General features: G+C 68.3%; 11 protein-coding genes and 5 pseudogenes. 6 read left to right on the top strand and 10 right to left on the bottom strand.

Translation table 11 applies throughout. The features are described 5' to 3' along the window. Positions 1 to 445: phosphotransferase (locus GT354_RS38795; protein ID WP_161361071.1), on the top strand; the 445-nt coding region annotated here is incomplete at its 5' end. Positions 446 to 666: 221 nt separating this feature from the next. Here the strand turns inward: GT354_RS38795 and GT354_RS53000 are convergent. Next, entirely contained in the window at positions 667 to 1,305 is a 639-nt protein-coding gene (locus GT354_RS53000) for a hypothetical protein (RefSeq protein ID WP_202512777.1), read from the bottom strand. A 2-nt stretch (positions 1,306 to 1,307) separates the two neighbouring features. Here GT354_RS53000 and GT354_RS52995 point away from each other — a divergent pair. Continuing rightward, a pseudogene (locus GT354_RS52995) lies at positions 1,308 to 1,622 on the top strand (PP2C family protein-serine/threonine phosphatase); the annotation flags it as partial. Positions 1,623 to 2,530: 908 nt separating this feature from the next. Then, positions 2,531 to 3,619, top strand: coding sequence for a hypothetical protein (locus GT354_RS38785; RefSeq protein ID WP_161361070.1), 1,089 nt, complete (start codon positions 2,531 to 2,533; stop codon positions 3,617 to 3,619). On the opposite strand, the gene GT354_RS38780 is transcribed toward GT354_RS38785, so the two are convergent. The 6 genes and pseudogenes from GT354_RS38780 to GT354_RS38755 form a co-directional block, all read right to left on the bottom strand. Continuing rightward, positions 3,612 to 4,094 carry a hypothetical protein gene (locus tag GT354_RS38780; protein ID WP_161361069.1) on the bottom strand — a complete coding sequence of 161 codons (483 nt, stop codon included), beginning with the start codon at positions 4,092 to 4,094 and terminating at the stop codon, positions 3,612 to 3,614. The two genes, GT354_RS38785 and GT354_RS38780, sit on opposite strands and share 8 nt — an antisense overlap. Before the next feature lie 47 nt (positions 4,095 to 4,141). Continuing rightward, positions 4,142 to 5,380 carry a hypothetical protein gene (locus GT354_RS38775; RefSeq protein WP_161361068.1) on the bottom strand — a complete coding sequence of 413 codons (1,239 nt, stop codon included), beginning with the start codon at positions 5,378 to 5,380 and terminating at the stop codon, positions 4,142 to 4,144. After that, positions 5,377 to 5,778, bottom strand: coding sequence for a hypothetical protein (locus GT354_RS38770; RefSeq protein ID WP_161361067.1), 402 nt, complete (start codon positions 5,776 to 5,778; stop codon positions 5,377 to 5,379). Before GT354_RS38770 ends, GT354_RS38775 begins: the two co-directional genes overlap by 4 nt. A gap of 126 nt (positions 5,779 to 5,904) precedes the next feature. Then, positions 5,905 to 6,111 (bottom strand): hypothetical protein, encoded by a 207-nt coding sequence (locus GT354_RS38765; protein ID WP_161361066.1) that lies wholly within the window; start codon positions 6,109 to 6,111, stop codon positions 5,905 to 5,907. A 336-nt stretch (positions 6,112 to 6,447) separates the two neighbouring features. After that, positions 6,448 to 7,328 (bottom strand): annotated as a pseudogene (locus GT354_RS38760) (IS5 family transposase). Positions 7,329 to 7,483: 155 nt separating this feature from the next. Then, positions 7,484 to 8,158, bottom strand: coding sequence for a carbonic anhydrase (locus GT354_RS38755; protein WP_161361065.1), 675 nt, complete (start codon positions 8,156 to 8,158; stop codon positions 7,484 to 7,486). A 210-nt stretch (positions 8,159 to 8,368) separates the two neighbouring features. On the opposite strand from GT354_RS38755, the gene GT354_RS38750 reads away from it, so the two are divergent. The 3 genes from GT354_RS38750 to GT354_RS38740 are packed head-to-tail and all read left to right on the top strand — an operon-like array spanning position 8,369 to position 9,263. Further along, on the top strand, positions 8,369 to 8,692 hold the full coding sequence (locus GT354_RS38750) for a hypothetical protein (protein ID WP_161361064.1): 324 nt from the start codon (positions 8,369 to 8,371) through the stop codon (positions 8,690 to 8,692). Next, positions 8,674 to 8,886 (top strand): hypothetical protein, encoded by a 213-nt coding sequence (locus GT354_RS38745; protein ID WP_161361063.1) that lies wholly within the window; start codon positions 8,674 to 8,676, stop codon positions 8,884 to 8,886. Before GT354_RS38750 ends, GT354_RS38745 begins: the two co-directional genes overlap by 19 nt. Beyond that, positions 8,883 to 9,263: a fic family toxin-antitoxin system, toxin component gene (locus GT354_RS38740; RefSeq protein ID WP_161361062.1), complete on the top strand. Its 381-nt coding sequence runs from the start codon at positions 8,883 to 8,885 to the stop codon at positions 9,261 to 9,263. Before GT354_RS38745 ends, GT354_RS38740 begins: the two co-directional genes overlap by 4 nt. 146 nt (positions 9,264 to 9,409) lie before the next feature. Here the strand turns inward: GT354_RS38740 and GT354_RS55025 are convergent. From GT354_RS55025 to GT354_RS56800, 3 pseudogenes are all read right to left on the bottom strand, one after another. After that, positions 9,410 to 9,616: pseudogene (locus GT354_RS55025) on the bottom strand (carboxymuconolactone decarboxylase family protein); the annotation flags it as partial. A 173-nt stretch (positions 9,617 to 9,789) separates the two neighbouring features. Beyond that, a pseudogene (locus GT354_RS55020) lies at positions 9,790 to 10,173 on the bottom strand (transposase); the annotation flags it as partial. Between the two features lie 7 nt (positions 10,174 to 10,180). Further along, a pseudogene (locus tag GT354_RS56800) lies at positions 10,181 to 11,313 on the bottom strand (IS630 family transposase). Between the last annotated feature and the right edge of the window lie 93 nt (positions 11,314 to 11,406).

Below are 11,406 nucleotides of genomic sequence, written 5' to 3'. Positions count from 1 at the left end.
CCGGGCCGGGCGGAGCATCGTCGCGCCGGCGGCGGAGCTCGACGACGAGTGCGAGTTGCTCGTGACGAACGGCCTCCTGCCCGCCGACCTGGTCACCCACAACCGCCAGGTCGCCGAGGCCGCGCTCCGGCCGTGGACTCCGGCGTTCACACACGGCGACCTGCAGATCGCGCACGTTTTCGTCGACGGCGACGAGGTCACCGGCATCATCGACTGGTCCGAGGCGGGCCAGGGTGATGCCCTGTACGACCTCGCCACCTTCACGCTCGGACACGAGGAGCACCTCGACGACGTCATCGCCGGCTATGGCACCGACATCGACGTCGACGTGATCCACGCGTGGTGGTCTTTGCGAAGCCTGCCGGCAGTTCGCTGGCTGATCGAGCACGGCTTCGACCCGTCCGCGCCGGGCTGTGAGATCGACGTGCTGAGATCCCGTATGTGAGGCTGCGCGGGCCAATCTGCCGGGTCTGCCGCTGCCCGGGGGGCACCCACTCCTCGCCGCCCGCTGACGCTCGCGCGGCCCGAGGAGCCGGATGTCGACCTTCTCGCCGCGGTTGATGCCGGTCGTGTACTGAGCCAGGTGCGGCCTCACCGGATCGAAAATCACAATCGGTCGGCGGATCTTCCGGTAGCGGCCTGCATCGCGGGCCTCCTCGTAGGCCGTCAAATCCCGCGGATGTCTGCCAGCGCAGCGGCTTCGATGGCCTCGAACACAGGGGTCGGATACGCGTCCAGCGGCCTGCGCTCGACGGTGGCCTTCACCACGGTGAAGCCCAATCGGGCCTGCAGTTCCGCGTCGAAGTCGTCGGGATGCTCGTCGCGGACAAGCCGCAGGATGCCAGACGTCGTCGCGTACGGGATGTTGGTGTTTGTGTCCTGGTGGTCGGCTATGAGCTCGAGCTCGAATGCCTCGAGTAGTTCCGGCGTGAGATCGTCCACGTCGAAACGCCCGGCGTCGTCCGCCTCCACCTGTGCCACGAAACGGACGAACCTCTCGATCTGCCGCCTGGTGGTCTCCGTGGTGAACCCGGACCTTTGCTCCCGTTCCCGCCCGCCGATCTCGGCCAGGGCCCGCACCAGGCGCCGCACCAGCCGGGGACACGGCAGATGCGAAAGATCGAAACGACGCTCGATCCCGTCGTCGAATTGCGCGGAGAACGCGACCGGCCCGATCTCGGGCACGGAGGCAGGCACCGGGGGAAGCTCCTCCGAGGAGGGAAACCGGACACGTCGGCCGGGCCGGCGGCTCACAGCCACCTCCAGCCGATCCAGCACCGCGGCCCGGGCGTCCCACTCGGCCATGCGGCCTCGCCGTCACCGGCGCCGGCCCCGCGCAACTGCTCACCTGGCTCAACACCGTCACCCACCACCTCACCGACGATGTCACCGCAACCGCCATCTGTGCCCTGTACGACCCGAGCAGCCGCATCATGCGCTGGGCCCGTGCCGGACACCTGCCCCCGCTGTGGATCCGCGACCGCACCGCCCACCACCTGCCCCTGCCGAGCGGACCGCTCCTGGGCGCCTTCGCCGAGGCCACCTACGACGAGGACGAGATTCGCCTCGTCCCGAACGACACCCTCCTGCTCTACACCGACGGCCTGATCGAACGCCGCGACCACTCCCTCGCAGCCCTGATCGATCGCGCACACCGATAGATGGCGGTACTCGACGTACCGCTCTCCGCAGGGGCCCTGCGCATCGAGGACACGCGGCCCCGTTGCGCCTCGTCCCGGTGCCGCAGAGGTATGGCCACACCGTGCACGACCGAGTTCTCAACCCGGACGAGTCGTGAAGGGCACAAGCGCATGGTTGGAAGCCGTGACCTCGTGACACAGGCACAGGAGAAGGACGTCACGTCCGTGAATACCTTGTACACGGCTGAGCTCGCACACGACCGAGGTGTCTATACGCTCATCGTGCGAGACCTGGTGCACAACACGCGGCAGACAACCTCGGTCCCCACGAGGACCGTGGCGAAGATCCCCATGTACCTTTCCAAGCTCGACCTCCAGGAACACTGACAACACCCACACCGGATGCAGCCGTTGGCAGGCCCCGCCCGTCGAACTGCACACCTCCCGGGCCCGGGTCAGTCCCCGTTATCGACGAGCACGGCGGCTCGGTCACGGCCGGCGACCTCACCGCCTTGGCCGACAGCCCGAAGTCGAGCGACGTCCGCCCGCACTTCCCGACCGGCCAAGTCCGGACACCCAGCGACTGATTGGTTGGTGTACGCCGTCAATCGAGGACGTCCAGTCGCGGTCCACATCGGGGTGCTCCGCGGTCGACCCAGGGAGAATCTCCGCCCGACGCCACGGGAAACCGCCGGCGCCCCGGCCCGCCACTGCGCTGCGCGGGTCCCGGACGCCGGTGGCGTGGGTGGCAGGTCGTGCGTCCCCGCTCCGGCCGGCTGGCCTTCGCGGCGGGTTTTCGTGCGGTTGCCTTCTTGGTCGATTCGTCCACATCATCGGATTTTGGTCGGTATGACAGATCGGGTGCGTTGGACGACGATCGGGAGGGGCGGGTGGAAGGTGTGCGCGTGGTCGTGTTCGTGCTGCTGGGCGGTGTGGCCTTCGTGGTCTGGAGGCGAAGCAGGTATCCCGGGGGGTGGGCCTTCGCTTTCGGCGCGCGCTACGTGGGCGATCGGAAGGATCTGGCCCGGGCGCGGCGGGAGTTGCGTGGGCTGGAGAAGAAGTCCGGCAGGCTGGAGGCGGCCGCGCGGGAGCGAGTCGGGTGGGAGAGCACCGAGTACGGCCGACGGGTGGACGCGCTGAAGCGGGCGGTGAAGGATCTCCGCGATCCGGGCCTGGGCGTGCGGCTGACGGGGCGAGCGGGCGAACTCGTGCTCTACGAGCACGCGGTGGTCTCGTCCGGTGCGGGGACGATTCCGCTCGCCGGCCTCCGGGCCCGTTTCGAGTCCGGCCGACAGGCCCATTCCATCTACCTGACCCAACCCGATGGCAGGGTGTATCGGGCGAAGTATCCCCATCGTCCCGTGCCGACGGCGGACGAGGCGGAGAGCGTGCAGTTCTTCGAGGAGGACCGGGTACGGGACTTCGCGGTGGAGATCAAGAATGCCGTGGCGGACGAGAACGATTTCCGATCCCACCTGCCCGCGTGGCTCGAACAGAGACAGGAAGAGCCGGCCGAGGCTCGGCAGGACACCGCTTCCCTGGACGCGGCCCGTCGGCATCTCTCCCAGGTTCTCGCCCGTCAGAGCAGCGACCCCCGCCGGAAGGCGGCCCTCGTCGAACTGAGCGGAGCACGGCCCCTGGCTGATGTGGCCACCAGCGCTGCAGGACAAGGCGGCCACCGTCGACCCGGACGGTCGACACAGCCTCGACACCCGGGGATAGCCGGCACACCGCATGTGCCTACCGCGCCGCTACCGGCGCGGAAGGGCCCGCATCCGACCACAGGTGCGTCGTCTCAAGGCGTGCTCCGAGTACGCGGAGCACGCCATGGCCGGCCACTGCGACCCGGACACCGGCCGCTTGGACCTGCACCGCCTCGACCCCACGTACGCCACCCAACCCCGGCTGCTGCAAGGCGCGTTGATCGAGCGCATCAACGCCGCCGTCGGAGCCGGCGGGCCTGTGTCGGCGTCAGGTGAAGGCGCGGAGATACACGGAGCAATCCCCGGTAGCCGGTGTTTGCACCATGATCACGGTGTTCCAGGTCTGGTCGTCGCTGAAGGCGACCGTGGTGCCGTGCTCCGGGCTCCAACCGTGGCGCTTGGCGAATCGGAGCGCGTTGTTCTCCAAGCTGTCGACAGCGATCGGAATCGTGGTGTTCGCTTCCGCCGTGATGGCGGGAACATCGTGGCAGGGCACCTGGTAGGAGAGCTGCAAGAGCGTCCCCATCATGTTTCCCTGCACGTAATAACGAACATTGACGGCTCCTTCCGGCAGCGTGGTTCCGGTGAGCCGCAAGGACTTCTTCAGGGAAATGTCGTCGCTTCCGGGGTAGGCACGTCGATCGTGCTGCGAGGGGGACCAGGGGTGCCGGAGGTAGAGATACAGCCCCGCGATCGTCACACCGCCGAGGATCGCCATGCCGGTGAGGAACGCGGCCACCAGGAGGATCACCCTGCGCGTTCCCCTTACTTCCGCGGCGCCCGCGTCGGGACGGTTCATCAGGCGGGACGCGGAGCGGCATAGAACGTGGTGCTGCCCACGATGTCGAAATCGTGCGCGAGACCGGTCTCGTTGAGGCGGGCCAGGTCGTTCTGCGGGACGCCCTCGATGTCGTTCCTGGGCGCTCCGCCCTCGGGGTTTCCCCAATTGTACCGCTTGTAGATGTCGACGCGGACCTGCCCGACCGGCTCGCCGTCAACCATGGTGAAGTCCGTCCCGACGATCCGGTACTGATAACCGTTCATTGTGTAGTAGAAGTCCCGTAGCTCCTTGGGAACCTCGCCGTTCTCCATGTCCTCCCACACAGTGCCGTTCTGCCAGCCGGTGTCGAAACTACCGGTCGGTCCCTTGGTTTTTATGATCTCGTTCAGCTTCGCCTGGAACCCGGGGTTCGCGTTCACGAACTCCTTGGCATCGAACTGAACGTCTTGTCCGTCTCCTTCGAGCCAGTGCTTCATGTAGGAAGCCGCGCGGTCGTTGTCGAAATACGCGTCCTGCGCGGCGACCATGGTCATGGCGGCCAAGCGTGTCGCGTGGTCCCTCGCGGAGGGGTCGCTCACGTCGAACTCGCGTTTCGGCCCCACGTCTTCGCGACCGGCCGGTGGCTTCGTGAAATACGGGGGGATGATGTTCGAGCCCGCCGGCGTCATCGTGTCACGGTCCGGCAGGTGGTCGGCGAAACCTCGGATCTGCTTGGCGAACGCCCCTGCGGATTCGTCGTGCTGCTCCTTCAGGCGCTTCGCGGCGTCGATGACGCGATCGAGCTCGTCCTGTGCCCGGGTCAGCGCCTGCTTCGCGGCCCCGTGACGTGTCAACAAGGCTTCCCGCTCCTCATCCGACCGAACGACGATCTCGGTGAACCCGATCTCCACGTCGGGGTCGGCCTTCGCCTGCTTGACCAACGCCCGAGCCGCCACCGCCTGCTCCTCCAAGGTCGTGCGGGAACGCTGGTACTCCGCCAGGAGGTACGACCATTCGCCCAGCGTGTGCTCGACGCCGGACAGCGCGTCGTGCATGATCCAGACCTCCGGATATATGTGCTGCACCGCGTCGTGGCAGGAGCCCCCGGCCGCGCCGGTCCACGCCCCCGGATCGCGCAGCGCAGTCTCCAACTGCGCACGCACGGCACCCAGTTGCCCGCAGGCCTGGCGTACCTTCTCGCCCAGCAGCCCAATCGACGGCACCAGCCCTGGCGCCGGATCGAAGCGCAGCCCCGGAAACTCCCGCTCCGAGGTCATCCCAGCGCCTCCCGTATCCGACTCGGCTCGGGGACGGGCGGGCCGGCGGGATCCAGGAGCGGGCGTAGCGAGGCGGCGTCGACAGGTCCGGCGGGCGGGACGGTGCCGGCCAGTCGGGCCATGGAGCCGGTCACGTGCCGCTCGGTCGCGCCATACGCGGTCCTGGACTGATCGACCGCACCCCGGAACCCGCCGATCGCGCCCCGGAAGTCCCTGACCCGCTTCTCCCACTTGCCCTTGAAGTGGTCGCACGCCTTGTCGAGATCCTTGTGCCCGGTCCGAATCGGCCCGGTCTCGTGCAGTGCGTCCAGCGCCGCGTCCGTCGCCTGCGTCGAGCCGTCGAACGCGGCGATCAACGTGTCCAGCCATTCGAAGTCGACTGTGAACCGTTCAGCCATCACACACCCCCGGGTTAGTGCGAAGAGCCGATCGTATCCGCCGGCCGCCTGCGCGGATACGCAGACGGACTTGTTCGCGCACTGTACGTATTCGTCATCGCTGGGATCGGGTGTCCCGGGTGGCGTTTAGAGCAGTTTCCGAATGTCGCGCAGAACCCGTTCAGCGGCGTTGAAGAAGTCCTTGTGACGCCGGTCGGCCGGGGGGAGTGCCTGTCCCGCGGCGAGGAGATCGAGGGCTTGGGTGAGGAGTTGCAGGGCGGTGGTCGCCTTGTGTCGGCGGCCGGCGAGTCTGGATTGGGTTCGTCGGGTCGCCTGGCTTGTGAGCGGTCCCACCTTCGGCACGGTCACGACAGACCACGCGCCGCCACCGATCGTGTGACGAGACGCCGGCTTCCCCGTTCCCCCTCACGTAACCGTCGTTGACCGGAGCATGATCACCGTCACCGCGTCACCGCGTCACCGCGTCACGGCCTTCGGCTCGTGTCGCCATCCGCGTCCTGACCAGCGTTGTTCTCCCGGCCCGGCGCTGACTACCGCCGCTTCTCCGGACTCCTGACCGAATGAGACGACGGCAGCGGCAGCGGCGTCGTCAGCCTTGAGGACTTCCTCGCGGCAGCGGGCTTGGTGTTGGCGCCGGGCGCCTCGGTGAGTTGAGGTCCTGGCGCGCGGTCAGGTGCGGAGCCGGGCGACGAGGGCGGCTGCGGTGACAGCGCCGAGGAATACATAGCCGCGCTTGCCGCAACGCGTCGCGACGGCGCAGGAGTTCTACAGCCTACTGATGGCCCTCTCGACGGTGTTGCACTTCTTGTACCGCTCCTCGTCGAACACCGGTGGCCGGCCACCTCGCGGTCCTTTGCGCAGGCGGGCGGCTTGACTGTCGGCCATCTTCGCAATCGTGTGGCGGATGGCGCGCCGCCGCAGGTACTGGCGGCAAGGACCGTTGCCGTAGGCCTTGTCGGCTGCGAAGCTGTCGGGTTTCTTGCGGGGCCTGCCAAATCCGAGCCGGGGGACTCGGATCTTCTCCGGCACCGGTATGAACCGGGTGCAGTCGGCTCGCGGCCCCGGCGTGACGATCAGGGACAGCGGGCGGCAACGGCCGTCCGCGCTCAGGTGGATCTCGCCGGTGAAGCCGCCGCGCGAACGGCCCAGGCCCTCGCCTCCCGCGCCACCTCCACCAGCCGGCCGACGAGGCTCTGCCGCAGGATTTCGTCCTGGTGTTCCGGCGACTCGGCCCCCTTCGAGTCGGCGAGAGCCGGTAGTGGATCGACCCGGGTGCCGGCCGCGTGCTGGTGGGCGCGCACGATGCCGGAATCAACCGACATATCCCAGTCGATCTCCCCTGCCGCGTCGGCCGCACCCTCGAGTTCCCAGGTTCCGTCGGCAGACCAACGCCGATGGCGCTCGTAGACCGTCTTCCACGGCCCGAACCGCTCCGGCAGATCACGCCGGTGAACCTCGGTCCGAACCGGGTGAAGAATCCCGTCGAGCACCTGCCGATGATCACGCCACCGCCCACAACGGCCGTTGCTCACCGGCAGGAACGGCCACAACCGCTCCCACTCGGCGTCCGACGGATCGCCGCGTTCTCCCGTCCCATGACGGGAACAACGAGCAGATCAGGCGACAGTCACATGATCGGCCGGACAGCTCCCAGCCGTCCGTGCGCCGGCCTCGCCCGGCCGTGGCGCACCGGTGGTGTCATGGTTCAGGCGTCCGGGCTCGGGGTCGTCGCTTCGGCGGGCAGGCCGTGGGCCGTGACGAGTCGGGCCCTGCCGTCGGTCAGCCGGTAGGACAGGCCCACCACGGCCGTCCGTCCTGCGGCGACGCGCTCGGCGAGTTCTCGCGAGCGGTCCATGAGGAGGCCGACACTGTGCCGAATGTGCTCGGCGATGATGTCGTCGTCGTGGGTGAGACCGGCCGCGCGGGCGGCGAGGATGCTGGGAGTCACGCGTTCGATGACGTCGCGTACGTACCCGGTGGCGGCGACACCGTCGGTCACGGCGGCACGGGCGGCCGCGACCGCGCCGCACGAGTCGTGCCCGAGCACCACGACCAGCGGGCAGTCCAGAACGCTCACGCCGTATTCGATGCTGCCCAGCACCTCCGGGCCCGCCACGTGGCCCGCGGTGCGAACCACGAACAGGTCACCCAGGCCCCGGTCGAAGATGATCTCGGCGGCCAGGCGTGAGTCGGAACAGCCGAAGAGCACCGCGAACGGGCGCTGGCCGGGTGCGGTCTGCGCGCGGCGCGCGGCGTCCTGATTCGGATGCTGCGGAGTGCCGCCCACGAAGCGCCGGTTGCCCGCCAGCAGCAGCTCGACGGCCTGGGACGGGGAGGGGGACGGGGACGGGGACGGGGACGGGGAAAGAGCGTCGGTCATGTTCGCAGGCTACGACGAAGCGGCTCGCCGGGGCGCCGCGGTCCGCGATGAGGACACCCGGGACTGCGCCGTGTCGCCGGACGCCCCTCGGGCAAGAGGTCCGTCGGTGTCGGGTCGCCGCTCGGACGCCCCACCGGAAGGATGACAACAGGTAGCCGTCTCCCTGCCCGGGGCCGCCCGCCGCACATGGCAGGAACTATGACCACGGGCATGTCCGAGGCTGCGGACCTCGTCCCCCTTCTGCACCGCAGGGAGGATCGCAGTTTGCGGGAGAGGATCGAACAGGACATGCGCGAGTGGAACGACGTCCTCGACAAACGCGTCCGGCAGAGCTTCGGTGGCCGGGACAACCCGCAGGCGGTGGCACAAGAGTCGTCCCCTCGGCTCCCCGACGGCTGTATTCTCACCGCCGCCTCGCACTGCCTCGACGACGGGGTCGCCGTCCACCACATCTGCCGTCGCGAGTTGGTCGGCGAGCCGATCCCGTGTTGCTATCAGGTGGTAGCTTGCGGGGTATGGCGAAGACTCAGGTGAACCTCCGCTTGGAGGAGACTGCGGCGGAGATGGCGCGTCAGGCGGCGGAGACGCGGCACATACCGGTGAACGAGTACGTGGAACAGTTGATCCGCACGGACAACGAACGTCTGCGCGAGGTGTTCCTCGCAGGCGCGCAGGAGGTCCTGGACGGCTACGGCGACCTCCTGGACGAGATCGAGGCGCGCGGGTGAGTGTGAGCGTGGATCTGGCGTGGATCCTCGAGGTGGCACATCGCGCGGGGCGCGACGATCCGGCCCCGGACGACTACGGGGTGCCGGTAGCGGCCGTGGAGCGGCATCGGGCGGTGATCGCCGGACAGGACGTCTACCACGGCCCCTACGCCAAAGCCGCGGCGCTCGTGCACAGCCTGGGCCGGATGCGCTGGTTGGAGCACTCGAATCTGCGGGTGGCAGTGGCGGTGGCCCACGGCTACCTCTCGGCGTGCGGCGTGTCGGTCAAGCTCACCCAGGTCGGTGTCACCGCGCTCGCCGACGAGTTGATCCGCGCGTCGTCCACCGCGGCGAGCGTCGCGGCGGTCCTGAAGTCCTGGGACACCACCGACTCCTGAAGTCCTGGGACACCACCGACTGAGTCATCGTGACCCTCACAAACCCGTAGCTGGTCGACATCGGGCCCACCGAGATCGGCGTAGTACTCGTGGAGTTCGGCGTCCGTCCCGGCGCGGGCTATGCGCGTGACCGCTTCGGCGAGCGCCGGCGCGGCGCGTTCGCGGTCGGTGAAGAACCGCGTATCCGGCCACGCGGCGACCGACCACAGCCGTTCGTTGGTCTCCCCGGCGGCATCGGCCCGGTGTGCGTGCAGGTCGACGCACACCGAGCAGCCGTTGATCCGGCCGACACGCAGCCTGACCAGTTCCAGGACGTCGTCGGGGGCGGGGCTGTCGTGGAGGAACTCCACCATGGCGGACAGTGCCCGGTATCCGGGTCCGACCACCTTGTACACATCGGCCATACGAGGCTGCCTCTGCTGCATCTCGGGTCAGACCGTGGGCGCGGGGGCCATGTGTTCGTCGAACCAGGCCGAAACGCGAGCGCAGTGGTCGATCACGGCGGGGAAGCCGCTCAGCTTGTGCTTTATGGTCTGGCCTGGTCGCGTTCGACGATGGTCTCGGGGCGTTTGATGGTTTTGCCCACGTCGTAGCGGGTGGCGGGCCGCTGGTTCTTTGAGCCAAGTGGTCGACCCGGGCCTGGGCGGGTCGGTTTCGGTACTCGGGCCGGGCAGGGCAGGTTGGGCGGAGGTTCCTGAACCCCCCGGCGGACTCGGGCCAGGGTGAGCCTGTTCGGTTCGGCCGGTCGTTCCCAGGGTCGGCGAAGGTCCTCGGTGAGTGGTCGGGCGAGGCGGAGTTGGGTGTGAGCGGTGATGATCAGCCGCGTCCAGCGGTCGGCGGCTTCCGGGGTGCGGAGCTTCGGCCGGGTCCAGCCGAGCGTCTGCTTGATCATCCGGAACGTGTGCTCTAGGGCCGCATCAGGCAACGTTTGCCCTGTTGACGATCTGACGTAGGCGTTCGTCGGCGGCGTGTTTTGTTTCGCCAGATGATGTAGCGGCGGATCATGCTGCCCTGGGCTTTGTGGCCGGGGTGGTCGGTGCCGTCGAGGGCGAAGTATCGGAGAGCGGTGAACTGGGCTTCGATGCGGTTCAGCCACGACGAGTTGGTCGGTGTGTAGGCGAACTCGACGTTGTTGGCCGCGGCCCAGTCTCCGACGCGTTGACACTTCCTCGTCGTCAGGTGCGGCGAGAAGTTGTCGAGCACGATCGCGATTCGGGTCCGATCGGGTGGAGGGTTCGCAGGTAGCGGCAGAATTCCTGGAACTTCGTGCGGGTCTTGGTCTTCTTGACGTGGCCGTAGAGCTTGTCGTTGCTCAGGTCGTAGGCGGCGAGCAGGTGCCGCACCCCGTGGGGCCGGGTGTAGGTCGCGCGGCGGCGAGGACGGGGTTCACGGTCGGGATCCTTGTGTCTTCCGCCGCGTTCGGCCCACTGTCGGCAGGGGTGGGGTTGGAGGTCGAGTGGGCCGAACTCGTCCATGCGGAAGACGACTTCGGGTTCACCGGGCTCGGAGAGGGCCTCGCCGTCGGCGATGGCGTAGAGGTGTTCGATCCGGGCCTTCTCGACCGCGTAGTCCGGGTCGCGGGAGGCCTTCCAGGTTTTCACGCGTTGAAAGGAGACGCCTTCCTCGTGGAGCAGGACGCGGAGTCCCTCGTGGCTGATGTCGTCGACCACCCTCTCGGCGACCGGGAAGTCGGCGAGTTTGGCCGGGCTCCAGGTCGAGAAGGGAAGGCCGTGCTCGGCCGGTGTGGACTTGGCGGTCTTCTTGATCTCGCGGCGTTCGGGAAGGGTGAACGTCTTCGGGCGCCCGCCTTTGTATTTGGGGGTGAGGAGTCGAAGCCGTCGGCGTTGAAGTTGTGGATCACGTCGCGGACCCGGTCCGCGCTGGTGAACGTCACCTCGGCGATCTTCGCGACGCTCATGGCCTGCGCGGACAGCAGGACCATCTGGGCCCGCCGCCACGTCACCACCGACCCGGTGCCGCGGCGGACGATCCGCAAAAGCCGTCGTCCCTCGTCGTCGTCGATCTCTCGTACCCGCACGCGCTCTGCCACGGACACAGCCTCGCGGTCCACCCGCCGTCTGGGGCGCATCCCGGACGGCGCGTCACGTCACGACAGGGCAAACGTTGCCTGATGCGGCACTAG

Source organism: Streptomyces sp. SID3343 (genome assembly GCF_009865215.1).
GTDB lineage: Bacteria > Actinomycetota > Actinomycetes > Streptomycetales > Streptomycetaceae > Embleya.
Note: the sequence above shows the minus strand (reverse complement) of the source record. Positions and strands in the feature narration are given on the sequence as shown.